20 protein-coding genes are annotated in these 20,003 nt (G+C 62.9%); 11 read left to right on the top strand and 9 right to left on the bottom strand.

Going from position 1 to position 20,003, the window contains the following annotated elements; translation table 11 throughout:
- Positions 1 to 210 precede the first annotated feature (210 nt).
- Genes D0T21_RS11980 through D0T21_RS11965 form a run of 4 tightly spaced genes read right to left on the bottom strand, consistent with a single transcriptional unit; the run spans position 211 to position 2,993 of the window.
- On the bottom strand, positions 211 to 663 hold the full coding sequence (locus D0T21_RS11980) for a GNAT family N-acetyltransferase (protein ID WP_116990048.1): 453 nt from the start codon (positions 661 to 663) through the stop codon (positions 211 to 213).
- A gap of 25 nt (positions 664 to 688) precedes the next feature.
- Positions 689 to 1,594: a hypothetical protein gene (locus tag D0T21_RS11975; protein ID WP_147328097.1), complete on the bottom strand. Its 906-nt coding sequence runs from the start codon at positions 1,592 to 1,594 to the stop codon at positions 689 to 691.
- Positions 1,595 to 1,610: 16 nt separating this feature from the next.
- Positions 1,611 to 2,249 (bottom strand): trimeric intracellular cation channel family protein, encoded by a 639-nt coding sequence (locus tag D0T21_RS11970; protein ID WP_116989629.1) that lies wholly within the window; start codon positions 2,247 to 2,249, stop codon positions 1,611 to 1,613.
- A 57-nt stretch (positions 2,250 to 2,306) separates the two neighbouring features.
- Positions 2,307 to 2,993, bottom strand: a complete 687-nt coding sequence (locus D0T21_RS11965) for an FMN-dependent NADH-azoreductase (RefSeq protein ID WP_116990049.1) — start codon at positions 2,991 to 2,993, stop codon at positions 2,307 to 2,309.
- A 115-nt stretch (positions 2,994 to 3,108) separates the two neighbouring features.
- Here D0T21_RS11965 and D0T21_RS11960 point away from each other — a divergent pair, with 115 nt between their 5' ends.
- On the top strand, positions 3,109 to 4,002 hold the full coding sequence (locus tag D0T21_RS11960; protein ID WP_116989630.1) for a LysR substrate-binding domain-containing protein: 894 nt from the start codon (positions 3,109 to 3,111) through the stop codon (positions 4,000 to 4,002).
- Here D0T21_RS11960 and D0T21_RS11955 read toward each other — a convergent pair.
- Positions 3,999 to 4,667, bottom strand: coding sequence for a Smr/MutS family protein (locus tag D0T21_RS11955; RefSeq protein WP_116989631.1), 669 nt, complete (start codon positions 4,665 to 4,667; stop codon positions 3,999 to 4,001). The genes D0T21_RS11960 and D0T21_RS11955 overlap by 4 nt on opposite strands.
- A 4-nt stretch (positions 4,668 to 4,671) precedes the next feature.
- A complete protein-coding gene (gene trxB / locus D0T21_RS11950) occupies positions 4,672 to 5,625 on the bottom strand; it encodes a thioredoxin-disulfide reductase (RefSeq protein ID WP_116989632.1) in 954 nt (317 codons plus the stop codon).
- 249 nt (positions 5,626 to 5,874) lie between these two features.
- Between trxB and D0T21_RS11945 the strand changes: the two genes are divergently transcribed.
- From D0T21_RS11945 to D0T21_RS11925, 5 genes are all read left to right on the top strand, one after another.
- Positions 5,875 to 8,232 carry a DNA translocase FtsK gene (locus tag D0T21_RS11945; RefSeq protein ID WP_116989633.1) on the top strand — a complete coding sequence of 786 codons (2,358 nt, stop codon included), beginning with the start codon at positions 5,875 to 5,877 and terminating at the stop codon, positions 8,230 to 8,232.
- Positions 8,233 to 8,247: 15 nt separating this feature from the next.
- A complete protein-coding gene (gene lolA / locus D0T21_RS11940) occupies positions 8,248 to 8,883 on the top strand; it encodes an outer membrane lipoprotein chaperone LolA (RefSeq protein ID WP_116989634.1) in 636 nt (211 codons plus the stop codon).
- Positions 8,884 to 8,948: 65 nt separating this feature from the next.
- On the top strand, positions 8,949 to 10,253 hold the full coding sequence (locus D0T21_RS11935; RefSeq protein ID WP_116989635.1) for a replication-associated recombination protein A: 1,305 nt from the start codon (positions 8,949 to 8,951) through the stop codon (positions 10,251 to 10,253).
- Between the two features lie 320 nt (positions 10,254 to 10,573).
- Entirely contained in the window at positions 10,574 to 11,869 is a 1,296-nt protein-coding gene (locus tag D0T21_RS11930) for an NRAMP family divalent metal transporter (protein ID WP_116989636.1), read from the top strand.
- Positions 11,870 to 12,017: 148 nt separating this feature from the next.
- On the top strand, positions 12,018 to 13,646 hold the full coding sequence (locus tag D0T21_RS11925) for a diguanylate cyclase domain-containing protein (protein ID WP_116989637.1): 1,629 nt from the start codon (positions 12,018 to 12,020) through the stop codon (positions 13,644 to 13,646).
- Here the strand turns inward: D0T21_RS11925 and D0T21_RS11920 are convergent.
- Positions 13,643 to 14,074, bottom strand: coding sequence for a MarR family winged helix-turn-helix transcriptional regulator (locus tag D0T21_RS11920; RefSeq protein WP_116989638.1), 432 nt, complete (start codon positions 14,072 to 14,074; stop codon positions 13,643 to 13,645). The genes D0T21_RS11925 and D0T21_RS11920 overlap by 4 nt on opposite strands.
- A gap of 93 nt (positions 14,075 to 14,167) precedes the next feature.
- On the opposite strand from D0T21_RS11920, the gene D0T21_RS11915 reads away from it, so the two are divergent.
- Both D0T21_RS11915 and D0T21_RS11910 read left to right on the top strand, forming a co-directional pair.
- On the top strand, positions 14,168 to 14,923 hold the full coding sequence (locus tag D0T21_RS11915) for an alpha/beta fold hydrolase (RefSeq protein ID WP_116989639.1): 756 nt from the start codon (positions 14,168 to 14,170) through the stop codon (positions 14,921 to 14,923).
- Between the two features lie 36 nt (positions 14,924 to 14,959).
- The gene (locus D0T21_RS11910; protein WP_116989640.1) at positions 14,960 to 15,793 is read left to right on the top strand and encodes an alpha/beta fold hydrolase; all 834 of its coding nucleotides are present in this window, start codon (positions 14,960 to 14,962) and stop codon (positions 15,791 to 15,793) included.
- Positions 15,794 to 15,805: 12 nt separating this feature from the next.
- On the opposite strand, the gene D0T21_RS11905 is transcribed toward D0T21_RS11910, so the two are convergent.
- Both D0T21_RS11905 and D0T21_RS11900 read right to left on the bottom strand, forming a co-directional pair.
- Positions 15,806 to 16,219: a hypothetical protein gene (locus D0T21_RS11905; RefSeq protein ID WP_116989641.1), complete on the bottom strand. Its 414-nt coding sequence runs from the start codon at positions 16,217 to 16,219 to the stop codon at positions 15,806 to 15,808.
- An 86-nt stretch (positions 16,220 to 16,305) separates the two neighbouring features.
- Complete coding sequence (locus D0T21_RS11900) at positions 16,306 to 16,629, bottom strand: DUF2917 domain-containing protein (protein ID WP_116989642.1); 324 nt, start codon at positions 16,627 to 16,629, stop codon at positions 16,306 to 16,308.
- A gap of 176 nt (positions 16,630 to 16,805) precedes the next feature.
- Between D0T21_RS11900 and D0T21_RS11895 the strand changes: the two genes are divergently transcribed.
- From D0T21_RS11895 to serS, 3 genes are all read left to right on the top strand, one after another.
- Positions 16,806 to 18,257 (top strand): PLP-dependent aminotransferase family protein, encoded by a 1,452-nt coding sequence (locus D0T21_RS11895; RefSeq protein WP_116989643.1) that lies wholly within the window; start codon positions 16,806 to 16,808, stop codon positions 18,255 to 18,257.
- A 154-nt stretch (positions 18,258 to 18,411) separates the two neighbouring features.
- The gene (locus tag D0T21_RS11890) at positions 18,412 to 18,609 is read left to right on the top strand and encodes a hypothetical protein (RefSeq protein ID WP_116989644.1); all 198 of its coding nucleotides are present in this window, start codon (positions 18,412 to 18,414) and stop codon (positions 18,607 to 18,609) included.
- Positions 18,610 to 18,699: 90 nt separating this feature from the next.
- Positions 18,700 to 19,989: a serine--tRNA ligase gene (serS, locus tag D0T21_RS11885; protein ID WP_116989645.1), complete on the top strand. Its 1,290-nt coding sequence runs from the start codon at positions 18,700 to 18,702 to the stop codon at positions 19,987 to 19,989.
- Positions 19,990 to 20,003 lie beyond the last annotated feature (14 nt).

Raw genomic sequence — 20,003 nt, 5'->3', positions numbered from 1 at the left:
CAAAAAATGAACGAAGTCGCAATATGCACAAGTATATAGCGGTTACGGTATCGCCTCCCTGCCAACTGGTGGATTGACGTGCGTCGCGATCTGCTGATCGCAACGCATGCCCTACAGGCAGGTGCGGTCTTGGTCACCAATGATAAATCCTTTGGACAAGTGCCAATGCTGCGGATCGAGGACTGGACCCGCTAGCATTTTCGTGAAGGACTATTGTTTAGTGGAGTAGGTGTAGAAGAAATCGTCGTCGCGCTCCCAGCCTTCGGCTTCATAGAGCGCTTGTGCCGTTGTGTTTGTATTCGAGGTTGACAGTGCCAGACGAATTGCCCCGACTGCGCGCGCGAAATCGGCGGCTGCTGTCAGCAGTTTGGCGCCCACACCCTTGCGGCGGCCCAATTCATTGACGAACAAGTCGTTCAGGACGTAGATGCGTCCGAGCGAAACGCTGGAGAAGCTCGGATACAGCTGCGTAAAGCCGATGGGCTCAGCCCCGTCGTGCGCGATAAACAGTATTGATTCGCCGTTGCCGAATCGGTCGATCAGAAATTTCTTTGCCGCCGGTACGTCGCTTTCGCGTCCGTAGAACTGGCGATAGCCATCGAATAAAACGGACAATGCTTCAATATCGGCGAGTGCGGCCTGACGAATGCTGATGGTATTCACGTGGTTCTCTTTCATACTTGATTTTTTAGTGTAGTTTGATCGGGCTGGAGGAATAGTGCGCTCCTCCCCAGCCGTCCGCCGTGAACAGCATCTTCACCGTCGCGGTCTTATCGCAGCCGGCGAACGTCCAGGACTCCGACCACGAGCCTTGAACGAGATAGCTGTTTTCAAGCGGTTGGTTTAGCGACAGGTACACGGCGTTGGCGATCGGCTCAACCCCATCGATGCGGACAATTTTGATGTCCTTCACCTCGCAAGCGGCATCGTTGTTGATGCCGCGAATTTGTAGCGCTGCGGCGGCCAGTGCCGAGCCGTAAGCGTTCTTGAAGGTCGAGACCGAAGTCTGCGAGACACCCAGTTTTTTAATGTACTGGGCCAGCTGCACATCGCCTGCCAATGCTGGCGGGATCGACATTTTTGCGCGCTGCATCCCGGTTGCGATGCCGATTGTCCGGTCCAGGTTGCCGGGGGCTATGGTTGTAATCAAATAGCCCAGCGTGGTCGTTACCGCGCGCTCATGTCCGGCACTCACGGCGGACGACAATCCATTCAATGCCTCGATCTGTTCGCCGCGCTGCGCAACAGGCGTCGCCGCCAGCGCGTTGTACCTGTTCATGTCGACTTTGCCGCCCGGCGCATAGCTGTACTTGGGGTCGAGCGCGAAGATCTCATACAGCACAAAGCCGGCAGCCAGCGAGCCCTTGGCCTGCGCCTGGCGTGCGAGCTGGCGTGCCAGCGGCATTGGATCATCGTTTTTTTCGCCGCCGCTGATCAGGCATTCCGCCCGGACGATGGCGCCCATTAGATCGCCGGCATCCGCAGCCTCGCGGGCCAATGAGCAGGTGCGCGGCAGGTCGACGACGGGCTCCGCATGAGCAAGCGCGGCTAGCATGATCGAAAAAGGAAAAATTAAGCTGATGCTGCGGTTCATGTTAGTCCTGCATGTTCTAGTTTTTGTGATAGTGCAGATGCAGCTCGAACTTCCACGTCACCAGCCGCAGCAAGGTGATGCAGGCGGCGCTGGCCCACAGCGCGAAGTCGTCGGAGACGTCGGTGTATTGCAGGCCGATGTACATCCAGCAGCCGAAGAAGGCACAGATGGCGTAGGGTTTGCCGTCGCGGAAGACCATCGGCACTTCGTTGCAGACGATGTCGCGCAGCACGCCGCCGAAGATACCGGTGATCACGCCCATCATCGAGGCGATGAACAGCGGCATGTGCGCGGCCTGCGCCTGCGACACGCCGGCCACGGCAAACAGCCCGAGGCCGATGGCGTCGGCCACCACGATCAAGCGTTCGGACAGGATCTGGCGCAGGGTGCGCATCAGCGGCGCGGCCACCAGCGCCAGGATGAAGATCAGGATCGCGTATTCCTGGTGCAGCACCCAGAACAACGGTCTTCGGTCGAGCAGGATGTCGCGCAGCGTACCGCCGCCGAACGCGGTGATGAAGGCCACTGTGAACACGCCCACCACGTCCATGCGCTTGCGGCGCGCTTCAACGAAGCCGGAAAACGCGCCCACCAGAATCGCGACAATCTCGATGACTGTGATCAGGGAAACGTGCGGAACAGGGACGTGCTTCATGTAGGCTTATGGACAAAGTGATGATGCCATAGGTTAACATGACAAACCGACCACGTGTCATGATTCTGATGTCTGTCGCCGCTGCGCGCTCAACTGCGTCACCAGCTGCTCGACGTGTGACTCTGCCGCCACAATCGAGGCTTGCAGCCGCTCGTCGCCGAATTCGTCGTACTCGATGGCCGCCCCATGCACGTCGGTAATGCCGATATACCCCAGCGCCGTGGTGACCGACGGTTCCACATGGTTCATGTGGGCGATGCGCTGGCCGTAGCCGTAATCTCCACGCGAGCTGAGGATGACGAACGATTTGCGCTGCTGGTCCAGCAGCGGCCAGTAGGGCGCGCCGGCGCGGCCTCGGTCGAAGCCGAAGGTTCTGCCCACGCGCACGATGTTGTCGATATAGGCCTTGAACTGGGCCGGCACGTTGAAGTTATACATCGGCACGCCGGCTACGACCAGGTCGGCCGCGCACAATTCATCGATCAACTGGTCGCTCTCTTGCAGCACCGCGTGCATCCACGGCAGGCGCTGCTCCGGCTTGGTAAAGGCGGCATGGATCCATTCGCCCGTCACGTGCTGCGGCGGATGGGCGCCCAGGTCGCGATAGATCACGGTGTCGTCGGGATGCGCCGCCTGCCAGCGGGTGACGAAGCGCGACGTCAGGCGCCGGGTATGTGAGCCGAACGGCTGGTCTGCGGAGTTGCCGGGGCGGGCGCTGGAGTCGAGGTGCAGTAGTGTGGTCATGATGTAGATGCGGTATGCTCGTTGGTTGTCGTGCAATGACTATAGGCCGCGCTGTCGCACCCAACAAACCAGCTGAATTGATGCCAGACGAATTGGATTCACTTGAGGACACACCATGTTTCGTGCTTTACCGGTTGTCGCGCTGCGTACTTTCGAATCGTCGGCGCGCCACCTGAGCTTCAAGCTGGCGGCCGATGAACTGGCGGTGACGCCGGGCGCGGTGTCGCATCAGGTGCGGACGCTGGAGGAATGGCTGGGCGTGGCGCTGTTCGACCGCCTGCCGCGCGGCGTACGGCTTACGCCCAAGGGCGAGACGCTGTTCCACTCGCTGCACTCGGCGCTGGCCGACCTGGCGCAGGTCACCAACAGCCTGCGCGCGGCGCCGGTGGCTGGCCGCCTGACCGTGACCACCGCCTCGTCATTTGCCGCGCTGTGGCTGATTCCCCGGCTGGACCGGTTCTACGCCCTGCATCCGGAAGTCAATCTGCGGCTGGATACCTCGACCACGCCCATCGACTTGCAGCAGGACGCCAGCGTCGACGTCGCGATCCGCTACGGTGGCGGCCCGTATTTGGACATGTACAGTCCGGGCAGCATGGTCGAGTCGTTCGGCGTCTACGGCGCGCCGGGCAGGGTGGATGAGTTGATGGACCAAGCGTCGCCGTCGCTGATTTCGGTCCACTGGGCCAAGTCCACGCTGTACCGCGACAGCTGGCGTGCATGGTGCGAGGCGGCCGGCAAGAACTGGCTACCTGGCTCGGCGCTGCGGGAATATGCGGAGGAAATGTATGCGTTGCAGGCGGCGATCGCCGGGCAGGGGCTGGTGATGGCAAGCTCCATCCTGGTCGCCGATACGGAGCAGAGGGGGCTGTTGAAGGCCGCACGGCCGGACCTGCAGATCGCCGGCGGCACGTACACCGTGTTGTGCGTACCGGGCCGGGAGCGGCATCCGCCGGTGCAGGCTTTCTTCGATTGGCTGCGCAGCGAGTGGGCAGCCGTTACGCCTTAACGCTGAACTTGCAGCGCGGCGCGCAGCAGCACGATCAACGCCCCTTCGCCGCCTTCGGAAGGGCGTGCCTGGCAGAAGGCCACGACTTCTTCCTTCTGCACCAGCCAGCTGTGCACCATGGACTTGAGCACCGGTTCCTGGCTCCTGGAGCCGAAACCACGGCCGTGAATCACGCACACGCAACGGTGGTTGCGCATGGCCGACTTGCGCAGGAAATCGCCGATGGCATCGCGCGCATCGTCGCGGCGCAGGCCGTGCAGGTCCAGCTCATCCTGCACTGGCCAGTGGCCCTTGCGCATCTTCTTCACCACGTCCGGGCCGACGCCGGGAGCGGCGTAGTTCAGCGCCGGATCTTCTTCCAGATAATGATCGACTTCAAACAGGTCGGACAGCGACTCGCGCAGCACGGCCGCGTCGTCCTCGGCCTGCGTCAGCTTGCGGGCCGGCGCAGCGGCTACGGACGCAGTCTTCGGCATCTGCGGCACATAGCGGTCCGACACCGGCATGCGTTTGACGCCGCCCAGGCTGGACTGGAAGATATTCGCTTCCACTGCCTGTACCTTTTCCCGCTTGACGCGCTCCGCCTCGGCGGCGGCGCGCGTGTCGGCCTGCTCCTTGAGCTGCTTGGCCAGCGATTTCAGGTCGGCGAAGTCTTTCAGTTCCACGCTATTACTCCTGGCCTTCGAGGTAGCGCTGGGCGTCCAGCGCGGCCATGCAGCCGGTGCCGGCGCTGGTGATGGCCTGGCGGTAGATGTGGTCCTGCACGTCGCCGGCGGCGAACACGCCCGGTACGCTGGTCGCGGTCGCCATGCCTTCGGTGCCGGTCTTGGTCTTGATGTAACCGTTGTGCATGTCCAGCTGGCCTTCGAAGATGCCGGTGTTCGGCTTGTGGCCGATGGCGATGAACAGGCCGTGCACGGTCAGCTCGCTGACGGCATTGCTGTCGGTCGACTGGATCTTGATGCCGGTAACGCCGCTGTCGTCGCCCAGCACTTCCTGCAGCGTGTGGTTGTACTTGATGACGATCTTGCCTTCGGCGACCTTGGCGTTCAGGCGGTCGATCAGGATGGCTTCGGCGCGGAACTTGTCGCGGCGGTGGATCAGCGTCACTTTGGTGGCGATGTTGGACAGGTACAGCGCTTCCTCGACGGCGGTGTTGCCGCCGCCGACCACGGCCACTTCCTGGCCACGGTAGAAGAAGCCGTCGCAGGTGGCGCAGGCGGACACGCCTTTGCCCATGAACGCCTGTTCCGACGGCAGGCCCAGGTACTGTGCCGAGGCGCCGGTCGAGATGATCAGCGTGTCGCAGGTGTACTCATGGCTGTCGCCGATCAGGCGGATCGGTTTCTCTTGCAGCTTGACGGTGTGGATATGGTCGAACACGATGTCAGTATTGAAACGTTCCGCGTGCTGCAGGAAGCGTTGCATCAGGTCCGGGCCTTGCACGCCCATCGGGTCCGCCGGCCAGTTTTCCACGTCGGTGGTGGTCATCAGCTGGCCGCCTTGCTCGACGCCGGTGACCAGCATCGGCTTCAGATTGGCGCGCGCGGCGTAGATAGCGGCGCTGTAGCCGGCTGGGCCGGAGCCAAGGATCAATACACGGGCGTGTTTAGGTGTGGTCATGGAAGGCTTCTTAATATGTTGGATTAATCCGAATTTGGGGGCAATTATAGTGATGGCAAGGGCGGTAGCAGGGCAACCGCTATTGCATTCACGCAGGCAATACAAGATTATAGTGCAAGCAGCGGATCAGGATGAATCGTCGGGCCGGTTGGGGCCCATATGCCTTAGAATAGCCATACCTGATTATTTCCTGACCGATAAGATTGCAACACCTTTATACCTATGAGCAGTAAAAAAGTTCAGGAACGCATGCCAAAAGCCTCTTCCGCCGGATCTTCCGCCTATACCCGCACCCCGACCGAACGCCAGCCCCTGCCCAATCGGCTGGTGCGGCTGCTGTCCGAGGCGCGCTGGCTTGCGCTGGCCGTGCTCGGCCTGTATTTCGTGCTGATACTCATCAGCTACGACAAGATGGACCCTGGCTGGTCCCACGAAACGCTGGTGCCCAAAGTGCACAACCTCGGCGGGCGCGCTGGCGCCTGGCTGTCCGACTTGCTGCTGTATATCTTCGGTTTTTCGGCCTGGTGGTGGGCGTTTTGCCTGCTGCGCATCGTCTGGCTCGGTTATCGCCGGCTGACGCAGAAATATGTGCTGTCCAAGGAACCTGATCCGGAACACGCGCAGGAACCGTTGATACGCGGGATAGGCTTCGTGCTGCTGTTTATCGGCAGCGTCGGGCTGGAATACCTGCGCATGTACACCTTGCATGTGCAACTGCCGCGCGCGCCGGGCGGCGTGCTGGGGCAGTTGATCGGCCATTCGGCCCACGTGGCGTTCGGCTTCACCGGCGCGACCCTGCTGCTGTTGCTGCTGTTCGGCCTGGGCCTGAGCCTGTTCTTCCACGTCTCGTGGCTGACCTTGGCCGAGCGCATCGGCGGCGGCATCGAGACGGTCATCGACTGGTTCATCCAGCGCTACCAGTACCGCGAAGACCGCCGCCAGGGCGAGGTCGCGGCCGTCAAGCGCGAAGAGGTGGTGGTCATCGAACGCGCCAAGCACGTCGAGAAGCATCCGGTGGCGGCGGCGCCGGTCAAGATCGAGCCGCAGGTGGTTACCGTGGTCAAGTCCGAGCGTGTGGAGAAGGAACGCCAGGCCAATCTGTTCCAGGACCTGAGCGGCGACAGCCAGCTGCCGGCCCTGTCCCTGCTGGACGAGGCGGCCGAGGTGCAGGAAACCGTGTCGATCGAAACGCTGGAATTCACCAGCCGCCTGATCGAGAAGAAGCTGTCCGACTTCGGCGTCGAAGCCAAGGTGGTGGCGGCCTATCCGGGCCCGGTCGTCACGCGTTACGAAATCGAGCCGGCCACCGGCGTCAAGGGCAGCCAGATCGTCGGCCTGGCGCGCGACCTGGCGCGTTCGTTGTCGCTGACCTCGATCCGTGTGGTCGAGACCATTCCGGGCAAGAACTACATGGCGCTGGAGCTGCCGAATCCCAAGCGCCAGATCGTGCGCCTGAGCGAGATCGTCGGTTCCAAGGTCTACAACGACAATCCGTCGCCGCTGACCGTGGCGCTGGGCAAGGACATCGCCGGCAAGGCCGTGGTGGCCGACCTGGCCAAGATGCCGCACTTGCTGGTCGCGGGTACCACCGGCTCGGGTAAATCGGTGGGTATCAACGCCACCATCCTGTCGCTGCTGTACAAGTCCGACCCGGCCGACGTGCGCATGATCCTGATCGATCCGAAGATGCTGGAGATGTCGGTGTACGAAGGCATTCCGCACCTGCTGGCGCCGGTCGTGACCGATATGCGCCAGGCCGGCCACGCGCTGAACTGGGCGGTCAACGAGATGGAGCGCCGCTACAAGTTGATGTCCAAGCTGGGCGTGCGTAACCTGGCCGGCTACAACGCCAAGATCGCCGAAGCCAAGAAGAAGGAAGAGCACATCCCGAATCCGTTCAGCCTGACGCCGGATTCGCCGGAGCCGCTGGAAAAACTGCCGACCATCGTCATCATCATCGACGAGCTGGCCGACCTGATGATGGTGGTCGGCAAAAAGGTGGAAGAGCTGATTGCCCGTATCGCGCAAAAAGCCCGTGCTGCCGGCCTGCACTTGATTCTGGCGACGCAGCGCCCATCTGTAGACGTGATCACCGGCCTGATCAAGGCCAACATCCCGACCCGTATCGCGTTCCAGGTATCGTCGAAGATCGACTCGCGCACCATTCTGGACCAGATGGGGGCGGAAACGCTGCTCGGCATGGGCGACATGCTGTACATGCCACCGGGCACGGGCCTGCCGGTGCGGGTGCACGGCGCCTTCGTGTCGGATGAAGAAGTGCACCGCGTGGTCAAGCATCTGAAGACCACCGGCGAACCGAACTATATTGAAGGCATCCTTGAAGGCGGCACGCTGGAAGGCGAAGCCGGCGGCGGCGATGCCGTGGCGGGCGAGGGCGGCGGCGAGGCCGATCCGATGTACGATCAGGCGGTGCAGGTGGTGTTGAAAAATCGCCGCGCCTCGATCTCGCTGGTGCAGCGCCATCTGCGCATCGGCTACAACCGCGCGGCGCGCTTGCTGGAACAAATGGAAAATAGCGGAGTGGTCTCCGCCATGCAGTCGAACGGCAACCGCGACATTCTGGTGCCGGCTGCCAGTGCAGAATAAAATAGGATAAACCGTATGATGCGTTTTAAAAATATCGCAGTGTTGACCGCCGGCCTGCTGGCGGCGGCCTTGGCGCAAGCCAGCGCGCTGGAGCAGTTCAAATCCTTCGTTGCCTCGACCAAGGCCGCCAAGGGCGAGTTCACCCAGAAGCAGGTCAAGAACACCAATGGCGAAGCGCCCAAGGTTTCGACGCCGGCCACCGGCACCTTCGTGTTCGCCCGTCCGGGCAAGTTCATCTGGACCTACGTGAAGCCCTACGACCAGGTGCTGCAAGCCGATGGCGACCAGCTGTTCATCTTCGACAAGGACCTGAACCAGGTCACCGTGAAGAAGCTGGGCGATGCGCTGGGCTCGTCGCCGGCCGCCATCCTGTTCGGCAGCAACGACCTGGAAAAGAATTTCACGCTGTCGGAAGCCGGCACCAAGGAAGGCCTGGAATGGCTGAAGGCCGTGCCGAAAGCCAAGGACACCAGCTTCGAGCAAATCACCATCGGCCTGCGCAACGGCTTGCCGGAAGCGATGGAGCTGAAGGACTCGTTCGGCCAGACTTCGGTGCTGTCGTTCCGCAAGATCGAAAAAAATCCGGCGCTGACTGCGACGAGTTTTAAATTCGTCATGCCGAAGGGCGCCGACGTATTCAATAATAACTAAGACCCTGCTGTCGCGGGTGCCGACGCCGCAGCTGCGACGCTGCGGCGTTTTTCCATTTAGAGATCATGGCAGATTTATTTTCCACCGAACCGCGCCAGCCGCTGGCCGAAGCGCTGCGGCCCAAGACGCTTGACGACGTCATCGGCCAGCATCACCTGCTGGGGCCGGGCAGGCCGCTGCGCCTGGCGTTTGAATCGGGCCAGCCGCATTCGATGATCTTGTGGGGCCCGCCGGGCGTGGGCAAGACCACGCTGGCGCGGCTGACCGCCAACGCCTACGAGTGCGAGTTCATCGCCTTGTCGGCCGTGTTCTCCGGCGTGAAGGACATCCGCGCCGCGATGGAGCAAGCCCAGCACAACCTGGACATGGGCAAGCATACGATCTTGTTCGTCGACGAGATCCACCGCTTCAACAAATCGCAGCAGGACGCCTTGCTGCCGTACGCCGAATCCGGCCTGGTGACGCTGATCGGCGCCACCACCGAGAATCCTTCGTTCGAAGTCAACTCGGCGCTGCTGTCGCGCTCGCAGGTCTACGTGCTGCATTCCTTCGACGACGCCGAGCTGCGTCAATTGGTCGACAAGGCCCGCGCCAAGGTGCTGACGCATCTGGAGTTCGACGAAGCGGCGATCGACACGCTGATCGGCTACGCCGACGGCGACGGCCGCCGCCTGCTGAACCTGCTGGAGCAGACCAGCACGGCCGCCAACGCCGCCAAGACCAACAAGATCACGCCCGAGTTCATCCAGAACGCGCTGACCCTGAACGCGCGCCGCTTCGACAAGGGCGGCGACAATTTCTACGACCAGATTTCGGCGCTGCACAAATCCGTGCGCGGCTCGAACCCGGACGCTGCGCTGTACTGGCTGTGCCGCATGCTCGACGGCGGCGCCGACGCCAAATACCTGTCGCGCCGCATCGTCCGCATGGCGTGGGAAGACATCGGCCTGGCCGATCCGCGCGCGATGCAGATGGCCAACGACGCCGCCGCCACCTTCGAGCGCCTCGGTTCGCCGGAAGGCGAGCTGGCGCTGGGGCAGGCGGTGATCTACCTTGCCATCGCCGCCAAGAGCAACGCCGGCTACAACGCCTTCAACCAGGCCATGGCCTTCGTCAAGAAGGACAAGTCGCGCGAAGTGCCGGTCCACCTGCGCAACGCGCCGACCAAGCTGATGAAGGAACTGGGCTACGGCCATGAATACCGCTACGCCCACGACGAGCCGCACGCCTACGCCGCCGGCGAAACCTACTTCCCCGACGATATGCGCGAACCCGGCTGGTACCAGCCCGTCCCGCGCGGCCTGGAAAGCAAGATCGCCGACAAAATGGCCTTCCTGCGCCAGCTGGACGAGGACGCCGGCAAGCGCTGAGGCGCCATTGTGATAATTGTTATTGACTAAACCAGCAGATTTCCCGTATCTTTCGCCTGTTTTCCATTTCCGGAGACCCTCATGGGTACTTGTTCGAGTGATAGTTGTAGCCAGACCAGCTCTGGCACCGCCTCGGCAAGATAACGCAGCATTCCCTGCCGTCATCTTGCTCATCGCGGATGATGGCGTCTGACGCGGGCCCGGCCCGCGTCGCACCCATCCAAATTTTGTTGCCATGCCGCGCCGTTGTATCGGTTGCGCGTGTTGCCGCACCTCCGTTTTACGCCCGCTGCCGGGCGAATTCTGTTGTTGGATGATTTATGTTGAATGCTGATCACACCGTTACCGCGCCTGCGCGCGCCTTCGCCTCCTCCTGGCTGAAAAAACTCGGCCCCGGCCTGATCACCGGCGCCGCCGACGATGATCCGAGCGGCATCGCCACCTATTCGCAAGCGGGCGCGCAGTTCGGTTTCCAGATGCTGTGGACGATCTTGTTCACCTATCCGCTGATGGTCGGCATCCAGGTCGTGAGCGCGCAGATCGGGCGCGTCAGCGGCAAAGGGTTGGCCGGCAATATCCGCGAACATTTCCCGGCGTGGCTGGTGCGCGCCATCGTCGCCTTGCTGCTGATCGCCAATACCGTCAACATCGCGGCCGACGTTTCGGCCATGGGCGAGGCGGTCACGCTGATCGTCGGCGGCTCGTCGCGCTGGTATGCAGCGCTGTTCGGCGTGATCTCGCTGCTGTTGCAGGTGCTGATACCTTATCGCAGCTATGTGCGCTTCCTGAAGTGGCTGACCCTGGCCTTGCTGGCCTATGTGGCGGCGGTGTTCACCGTTCATGTGCCGTGGCTGCAAGTGGCGGCTGCCACCACGATGCCGCGCCTGGAATGGTCGCCAGCCTACATCACCACCATGGTGGCGGTGTTCGGCACCACCATCAGTCCCTACCTGTTCTTCTGGCAGGCCTCGCAGGAAGTGGAAGAGCTGCAGGCCTGTCCGCAGTCGCAGGCGCTGCGCGAGGCGCCCGAGCAGGCGCGCGCGCACTTCCAGCGCATCAAGGTCGACACCGTCATCGGCATGGGCTTCTCCAACCTGGTGGCCTTCTTCATCATGCTGACCACGGCGGTGACGCTGCACCTGCACGGCATCGCCGCGATCGACACCTCGGCGCAGGCGGCTGCCGCCTTGCGTCCGCTGGCGGGCGAGTTTGCGTTTGCCCTGTTCAGCGCCGGCATCATCGGCACCGGCATGCTGGCGGTGCCGGTACTGGCCGGCTCGGCGGCCTACGCGGTGGCGGGCGCCTTCCAGTGGGAGAAGGGACTGGAGAAAACCGCGTCGCAGGCCAAGGGCTTCTACGGCATCATCGCGGTCTCCACCATCGTCGGTATTTTGCTGGGCTTTACGTCCATCGATCCGATCAAGGCCCTGTACTGGAGCGCGGTGATCAACGGCGTGATCTCGGTGCCCATCATGGTGGTGATGATGTTGATGGCGGGACGCTCCGCCATCATGGGCCGCTTCGTGATCGGCCGTCGCCTGCGTATCCTGGGCTGGGGCGCGACGGCGGCGATGACGCTGGCGGTGCTGGCCATGTTCTGGATGATGTTGCCCTAAGCACGTTGTTTCATGGCAACGGAACCGGTGCGATTCTCAACCGGCGTAATATACTGAAAACACATAGTGCCGCCGAACTCCCGCGTGCAACGATGGCTAGTCCATTCGATCCGCAGTGTCCTGACGGGCTTGCATTTCAGGAGTTCCCATGCGGCCTACATTTGGCTTCTTTCTAAGTTTTAAGTTCAAGATCACCTCCCTCGTGATCGCGCTGGTGCTGGTCGCCGGCATCGGCACGGGCGGTATTTCCTTGCTCATCGCGGAGTCGGAACTGCGGCAGGTGATCGCGCGCCAGGAGTTGTCGCTGCTGACCAGCGCGGCCGCCCTGATCGACAGCGATCTGCAGGACAAGCGGCAACTGCTGCGCGTGCTGGCCGAGCAGTTCCAGGCGCACGAATTGACGCTGGACCAGGTGCAGCAGGAACTGGAAACCCATGAATCCCTGCGCGAGGAGTTTTTCAACGTCTCCGCCTTCGACGCCACCGGCAAGCTGATCGCCAGCCTGCGCGACCGCAACGCCAAGCGCATCAACATCTCCGACCGCAAGTACTTCCAGGAGACCTTGCAGCAAAAGGACGGCGTGATCTCGGCGCCTTTCAAGAGCGTACTCTCGGGTCGGCCGGTGTTCGTGCTGACCCAGCCGCTGCGCGATTCCAGCGGGAAGATCGTCTGCGTCCTGCTCGGTGCGATCGACTTGTTGCGGCCTTCGTTTTCCGCGCAGATCGACTCGCTGCGCTCCAGCTCCGAGGGCTATCTTTTCATCGTCACCGACGATGGCGTGATAGTTCATCATCCCAATAAAAAACTGCTGCTGGAAAAAGGCGACGACGGCGTCGGCACCGTGGTGGAGGCGGCCTTGCAGGGCGGCGAGGGCTGGCAGGAAGGCATCCTCGACGATGGCGTGCCGGTGCTGCTGGTGCATAAGCACTTGCGTGAGGCAGCGTGGACCATCGCCTTGTCCTATCCGGTCGAGAGCGCCTTCGCGCCGATGCGCAGCGTGCGGCTGCGCGCCTTTGTCGGGGCGGCGATATTGACCGGCCTGGCCGGACTGTTCGGCTGGGCGATCACCAAGAAACTGCTGCTGCCGCTGGGCCGGCTGCAGCGGCATGTGGAGGACATCAGCGCCGGCAAGGCCAGCATCGAAGTGTTCGACGTGGACCGGGGCGACGAGTTCGGCCACCTCAGCCGGGCGTTCTACGCGCTATCCCAAAGCCGCGCACGCGCCGAGCTGGAGCTGCACCGCCTGGCCACCACCGATGTCCTGACCGGCATCGGCAACCGCCGCATGTTCGACGATTTCCTGCCGAAGGCGCTGGCGCGGGCCGCGCGCGCCGGCCAGCAGGTGGGGCTGGCCTTCCTGGATATCGACCACTTCAAGGAGATCAACGATACGCTGGGTCACGCCGCCGGCGACCAGGTGCTGGTGGAGTTCGCCCGGCGCCTGATGGCCTCGGTGCGCACCACGGATACCGTGGCCCGCCTGGCCGGCGATGAATTCGTGATCGTGTTCGAGCAGCTGGCCTCGAATACCGAAATCGATGTGCTGGGGCGGAAGATCGTGGAGGCCATGCATGAACCCTTCCCGTGCGGCGCGGCGCAACGCCGGGTCACGGCCAGCATCGGCATTGCGCTGACGAGCAGTCCGGCGGTGACGGCCGACGAAGTCATGCGCGCGGCGGACCAGGCGCTGTATGGCGTCAAGGCGGCCGGGCGTAATGGCTTCGCCGTGAACCAGGTCGGCGCCGAGCGCGTCTTGCGGGCGCGGGCGAAAACCTAGGCGCCGCTGCGCTGTGGTTCGCTCTCGACCAGCAAGGTCAGCAGGCGCGACAATTCTTTGCGGTCGGCCGGCGACAGCGGCGCGAAGTTTTGGCTGGTGACCTTGGGCACGACCTGCTGGCATTGATGCAGCAGGGCCGCGCCCGCCTGCGTCAGCGTGTGGAGCATGGCCCGGCCCTGGCCCGGTTGCCGCTCCACCAAACCCATCTTCATCAAGCGCGTCACCAAGGTGCCGAAGGCCTGGTCGGAATTGAAGGTCAGTTCGGCCAGCCCGTGCATGGTGCTGCCGGGGTGGCGGTCGATTTCGCGCAGCGCGTTCCATTGCACCAGGCTCACGCCCAGCGGTGCGAGTTGCGCCTCCAGGGCGCGGTGTTGGCGGTGCTGGGCTTGCTTAACCAGCAGGCCGAGGGCTTCGAGGGAAATAGTCATCTCAACATATTTATATATCGCTATCCGACTGTCAAGATCGGCTTGACATGTAAGCATATTTATATAAATATGTTTATATTATTTGGAGAAGGGATGAATATGCGATTATTGAACGATACGGCGACGGTCGCCTTGGCCGACCAGGGACAGGGGCGGGCATTCCTGCTGTTGCATGGCGGCGCCGGGCCGGCGTCGGTGGCGGGGCTGGCGACTGCGCTGTCGGCCAAGGCGCGCGTGCTTACGCCCACGCATCCTGGCTTCAACGGCCAGCCTAGGCTCCGGGGCTGTGCCAGCGCCGGCGACCTGGCCAGGGTCTACTTGGACCTGCTCGAGCGGATGGACTTAAAGGACGTGATCATCGTCGGCAATTCCTTCGGCGGCTGGGTCGCGACGGAAATGGCGTTGCTGGCGCCGCGGCGGCTGGCGGGTATCGTGCTGCTCAACGCGGTTGGCATCGACGGCGTCATCGTCGATCCGGTCGGGCTGGCGCCCGCCGAGCGCGCGGCCAAGGCCTTCCACGATCCGCAGCGCTACTCGCTGGCCCCTGCCAGCCCCGAGGCAGCCGCGATCATGGCCGCCAACCATGCCGCGCTCCACGCGTACGCGGGACAGCCGTTCATGCACGATCCGACCCTGCGGGCGCGCTTGGCGGAGCTACAGGTGGCGGCGCTGGTGGCCTGGGGCGCCAGCGACGGCATCGTGGATGTGGCGTATGGGCGACGCCTGTGCGACAGCATGCCCGGCGCCGCGTTCGCCCTGGTCGAGGAGGCCGGGCACTTTCCTCACATCGAGCAATTGCCGCAGGTGTTGGACCTGATCGATGATTTCAGCCGCGCCCAAATGTTGTAAGATGAAGGATTGTGGAAGCGGTGAGCGAGGAGCAGCATGCAGCAGGTGACCAAGGTTGACGGCATCGAAGTCTATACCGAAGGCGAGGGTACCGAGACCATCGTGATGATACACGGCTGGCCGGATACCTACCGCGTATGGGATGCCCAGGTTGAAGAGCTGAAGCACCGCTACCGTTGCGTGCGCTTCACGCTGCCGGGCTTCGACATCAGCAAGCCGCGCCGCGCCTACTCGCTCGACGCCACCATCCGCCTGATCTCCTACATCGTCAACAGCGTGAACCAGAAGCAGAAGGTGATCCTGATGCTGCACGACTGGGGCTGCATGTTCGGCTACGAATATTACATGCGCAACAAGCAGGCGGTGTCGGCCATCATCGGCGTCGACATCGGCGACGCGCAGTCGAAGGCGGTGCAGGACTCGCGCACCTTGTCGCAGAAAATGATGGTCAAGGGCTACCAGGGTACGCTGGCGCTGGCCTGGGCGATCGGCGGGCCGATCGGCACCATGATGACGCGCTACATGGCGCGCGTGCTGCGCGTGCCGTCGCCCCGGGAATATATCAGCGTCAAGATGAACTTCCCGTACTACATCATGGCCGCCGGCGAGGCCGGCTCCTACCGCAACATGGTGCGCTTCGTCCCGCAGGTGCCGATGCTGTTCATCTATGGCGTCCGCAAGCCCTTCATGTTCCATTCCGACGCGTGGGCCGACAAGCTGGAGGCGAAGGAGGGCTGCAAGGTTGTGGCTTTCAACACCGACCACTGGCCGATGCTGCGCCAGCCCGAGCGCTTCAATGAAGTGGTGCTGGGCTGGCTGGAAAAGCCGGCCGACAACGACGAGGCCGCCGAGCAGGACGCGGCGGCCTGAGCCACTAAGCCATTAACGCAGCTTGATCGGCTTCAGGTAGGGCGCGAACGGCGGCGCCGGCAGCTGGGCCGAAGCGTAAGCCTGGCGGAAGCAGGCGGCCTTGCTGTTGTCGACGTCGGTGGTGCTGCGGATGACTTTGCCTGCGGAGTCGAGCGTCAGCACGATCACCACCGGATACTTGGACTTGTCGTGGCAGTTGCCGCGCTCGTCGAGCTTGTTCGAGTTGTTGAAGTTGATCGACACTTCCTCGTACTTGCTCGCCTTATCGTTCGGGAACTGGGCGTTGAATTTGGCCATTTCGCCGGCGAAGGCCGGGTTGGCTGGCGGCGGTGCTTCGTCCTTGGGCGGGCCGCTCATGGTCGAGCAACCGGCGGCGAGCATCATGACGGCGCCGGCGGCGGCAATTTTCAGGAATGGCTGGTTCAAATTATTCTCCTCGGTGTCTGTACTGTTGATACATCGTACATAGTCCGGGGATAGCGTGGCGCACGATTAGTTGCGTAGGAGAAATCCTACAACCCCCACCCATGCAGCGCGGAGGCGAATTTGGCCTGGAACGCCGCCCATCCGTGCGGCACTTCGGTGTCGGCCGGCAGGCGCACCCGCACCGCGCGCGGGCCGACCGCGTCGATCAGCGTCAGGCCGTCGTTCGGCACTTCGAAGGTCTGGCCCTGGCGCAGCATGAAGTCGGTATGTTCGCCGTAGGCGGTGATCCAGGCGGTGCCGGCCAGGCATTCGATGTGGCGGCCGGCCGCGCCGGCGATGCGCAATGGATGGTTCTCCGACAGGCTGTATTCGGCCTGTCCCTGCGTCAGTGCGAGTAATTCCGGTTTCATTGCAACTCCTGCTGTGGTGATTCGTGCAACCAGAATACGCAGCGGCGGGCGACCATAACAGATGCAGCAAATCGAAATTGTGATCGTCACAATGGCGTTTGGACTAAACTGTTATGGTCGAAATTTGCGCTCGCTGTACCTGTCGCCACCGGGCGGGTCGGGGCCACAATAGCCGGATGTCCCATCAACTCACCCTATACGAAGACTTGGCCAACGAATTGGGCGGGCTGATCGCCAGCCGCGTGTTCGCGCCGGGCGACCGGCTGCCGTCGATCCGCCACCTGGCGCAGCAGAAGCGCCTGTCCGTCAGCACCGTGATGCAGGCGCTGCGGCTGATGGAGGACCGCGGCCTGGTCGACGCCAAGCCGCAGGCGGGCTATTACGTGCGCCATCGGCCGCGCATGATGGCGGTGATGACCGATGCCGAGCATTTGCAGGAGCCGGCCTATGTCGGCATCAATAACCTGCTGATGCGGGTGCTGAGGGCCAATGAAGACCCCGGCCTGGTGCAGATGGGCTCGGCATGGCCGTTGCAGGAACTGCTGCCGATGAAGCGCATGCAGAAGACCGTGGCCGCCGTGGCGCGGCGCGATCCGGGCTTGCTGAGCACGGTCAGCTGCTATGACACCAACCATCCCGAGTTCATCCGGCAGATCGCCCGCCGGGCGCTGGACTGGGGCCATCTGGACCTGAATGAAATTGTCGTCACCGGCTCCTGCACCGAGGCGCTCAGCCTGTGCCTGCGGGCGGTGGCCAAGGCCGGCGACACCATCGCGATCGAGTCGGCGACCTATTTCGTGCTGCTGCAATTGATCGAGTCGCTGGGCATGAAGGCGCTGGAGATTCCCACCCATCCGAAGACCGGCCCGTCGATCGACGCGCTGGAGCTGGCGATGAACGCCGGCCTGGTGCAGGCGGTGCTGCTGATCCCGAACGCCAACAATCCGCTGGGCTGCATCATGCCGGAGGCGAACAAGCAGCGGCTGGCCAAGCTGCTGTCGCAGCATGATATTCCACTGATCGAGGACGATGTCTACGGCGACCTGTGCTTCACGCCGGAACGGCCGTGGCCGGTCAAGGCCTACGACACCAGCGGCCATGTGATGCTGTGCGCGTCGTATTCCAAGGCCATCAGCCCCGGTTCGCGGGTCGGCTACGTGGTGGCGGGGCGCTATGCGCAGGATATCGTGGTGCAGAAGATGATCGCCAGCGGCGCCACCAGCCACTTCTTCCAGGCCGTGCTGGCCGATTTCCTGACTGGCAGCGCCTATGAAAACCAGCTGCGCAAGATGCGGCGCGCGCTGTCGCAGCGCATCGCCCGCATGTCGGACGCGATCTGCGAGACTTTTCCCCATCAGTGCACCGTGTCCGAGCCGCAGGGCGGCTTCGTGGTCTGGGTCGGCCTGCCGGAGCAGGTCGATGCGCTGGCCCTGCACGGCGACGCCGTGGCGGCCGGCGTGGCGTCGATGCCGGGGCAGTTGTTCTCCGCCACGGGCAAGTTCCGCAACTATCTGCGCCTGAACTGCGGCAATCCGTGGGGGCCGCGCACCGAGGCCGCCATCGCCACCTTGGGCGAGCTGGTGCACCGGCATGCCGACCAGCCTGCCGTGCTGCGCAGCGCCGCCTGAACCGCTCGTTTCCCACCCGTTTTTTGCACTTCAGGCGCCGTTTCCGGCGCTTCGTCGCATCCCGATGGCGACGCACAGGGCCTTTAGGTACAGTACAACCATACCAAGCAGCGTTACAAAATAACGCGAAACCAACCACCTGAAGGAGTACATCATGAACATCGCTAAAAACATGGAAATCATCTTCGTCGCCGCTACCGTACTGGCCGCCGCCACGACCTTCGCCACCGCCGCCGACACCTCGGTTGCTCCGGTTGCCCCAGCCGCCAAAGTCGCCGTCTCGACCGCCAAAATGCAAGTCGTGACCGTGACCGCCAAGCGCCTGACCGCCGCCGAAAAAGCTGCACTGTAATCCCCGCAGCCGGCGGGCTGTTCAAAACTCGCAGGGAAGTGGCATCCTCTTGGTACAATTGACGTTTTCGATACAACGGCACTTGTTCCCATGATTGATATCCAACTTCTCCGTAAAGATATAGCCAACGTCGCCGCGCGCCTGGCGACCCGCAAGTTCCAGCTCGACGTGGACGGTTTCAACGCCCTCGAAGCGGAACGCAAAGCGATCCAGACGCGCACCGAAGAGCTGCAGGGCAAGCGTAATTCGCAGTCCAAGCTGATCGGCATGATGAAGGGCAAGGGCGAAGACACCACCGCCCTGATGGCGGAAGTGGCCGGCCTGGGCGACGAGCTCAAGGCCAACGAAACAGCGCTGTCGGCAGTGCAGGCCAAGCTGGGCGATTTCATGCAGGCGATCCCGAACCTGCCGCACGAATCGGTTCCGGTAGGCACGGATGAAAGCGGCAACGTCGAAGTGCGCAAGATCGGCACCCCGCGTACGTTCGAATTCGAAGTCAAGGATCACGTCGATGTCGGCTCCCCGCTGGGCCTGGATTTCGATGTGGCGACCAAGCTGACCGGCTCGCGCTTCTCGGTCATGAAAGGCGGCATCGCCCGTCTGCACCGCGCACTGGCGCAGTTCATGCTGAACACCCACACCGACGAGCACGGCTACACCGAGTGCTACACCCCGTACATGGTCAACGCCGATTCGCTGCGCGGCACCGGCCAGCTGCCGAAGTTTGAAGCCGACCTGTTCTCGGTGAAAAAAGGCGGCGCGGAAGGCGAGGGCGAGAACTTCTACCTGATCCCGACGTCGGAAGTCACGCTGACCAACCTGGTGCGCGACGAGATCGTGGCGGCCGACACGCTGCCGTTGAAAATGACCGCGCACACCCCGTGCTTCCGCTCGGAAGCGGGCAGCTACGGCCGCGACACGCGCGGCATGATCCGCCAGCACCAGTTCGACAAGGTCGAGATGGTGCAGGTGGTGCATCCGGACACCTCGTACGCCGTGCTGGACGAAATGGTCGGCCATGCGGAAACCATTCTGCAGCGCCTGGGCCTGCCGTATCGCGTGATGTCGCTGTGCACCGGCGACATGGGCTTCGGCGCCACCAAGACCTACGACCTGGAAGTGTGGCTGCCGGCGCAGAACACCTACCGTGAGATCTCGTCGCTGTCGAACTGCGAAGCCTTCCAGGCGCGCCGCATGCAGGCGCGCTTCCGCAATGCCCAGGGCAAGCCGGAACTGCTGCACACGCTGAACGGTTCGGGCCTGGCGGTCGGCCGCACGCTGGTCGCCGTGCTGGAGAATTACCAGCAGGCGGATGGCTCGGTGGAGATCCCGCCGGTACTGCGTCCGTACATGGGTGGATTAACCCACTTGAAGGCGTAAAATACCCCTTCCTT

The organism is Duganella sp. BJB476 (assembly GCF_003416895.1).
Lineage (GTDB): Bacteria > Pseudomonadota > Gammaproteobacteria > Burkholderiales > Burkholderiaceae_D > Rugamonas.
This window is presented reverse-complemented; position numbering and strand designations above follow the sequence as displayed.

Coding starts and splice junctions, on each gene's coding strand:
- trxB (WP_116989632.1), bottom strand. CDS start 5,625: ATGACCACACCTAAACACGCCCGTGTATTGATCCTTGGCTCCGGCCCA.
- D0T21_RS11960 (WP_116989630.1), top strand. CDS start 3,109: ATGTTTCGTGCTTTACCGGTTGTCGCGCTGCGTACTTTCGAATCGTCG.
- lolA (WP_116989634.1), top strand. CDS start 8,248: ATGATGCGTTTTAAAAATATCGCAGTGTTGACCGCCGGCCTGCTGGCG.
- D0T21_RS11970 (WP_116989629.1), bottom strand. CDS start 2,249: ATGAAGCACGTCCCTGTTCCGCACGTTTCCCTGATCACAGTCATCGAG.
- serS (WP_116989645.1), top strand. CDS start 18,700: ATGATTGATATCCAACTTCTCCGTAAAGATATAGCCAACGTCGCCGCG.
- D0T21_RS11900 (WP_116989642.1), bottom strand. CDS start 16,629: ATGAAACCGGAATTACTCGCACTGACGCAGGGACAGGCCGAATACAGC.
- D0T21_RS11965 (WP_116990049.1), bottom strand. CDS start 2,993: ATGACCACACTACTGCACCTCGACTCCAGCGCCCGCCCCGGCAACTCC.
- D0T21_RS11895 (WP_116989643.1), top strand. CDS start 16,806: ATGTCCCATCAACTCACCCTATACGAAGACTTGGCCAACGAATTGGGC.
- D0T21_RS11930 (WP_116989636.1), top strand. CDS start 10,574: ATGTTGAATGCTGATCACACCGTTACCGCGCCTGCGCGCGCCTTCGCC.
- D0T21_RS11890 (WP_116989644.1), top strand. CDS start 18,412: ATGAACATCGCTAAAAACATGGAAATCATCTTCGTCGCCGCTACCGTA.
- D0T21_RS11920 (WP_116989638.1), bottom strand. CDS start 14,074: ATGACTATTTCCCTCGAAGCCCTCGGCCTGCTGGTTAAGCAAGCCCAG.
- D0T21_RS11925 (WP_116989637.1), top strand. CDS start 12,018: ATGCGGCCTACATTTGGCTTCTTTCTAAGTTTTAAGTTCAAGATCACC.
- D0T21_RS11910 (WP_116989640.1), top strand. CDS start 14,960: ATGCAGCAGGTGACCAAGGTTGACGGCATCGAAGTCTATACCGAAGGC.
- D0T21_RS11945 (WP_116989633.1), top strand. CDS start 5,875: ATGCCAAAAGCCTCTTCCGCCGGATCTTCCGCCTATACCCGCACCCCG.
- D0T21_RS11915 (WP_116989639.1), top strand. CDS start 14,168: ATGAATATGCGATTATTGAACGATACGGCGACGGTCGCCTTGGCCGAC.
- D0T21_RS11975 (WP_147328097.1), bottom strand. CDS start 1,594: ATGAACCGCAGCATCAGCTTAATTTTTCCTTTTTCGATCATGCTAGCC.
- D0T21_RS11935 (WP_116989635.1), top strand. CDS start 8,949: ATGGCAGATTTATTTTCCACCGAACCGCGCCAGCCGCTGGCCGAAGCG.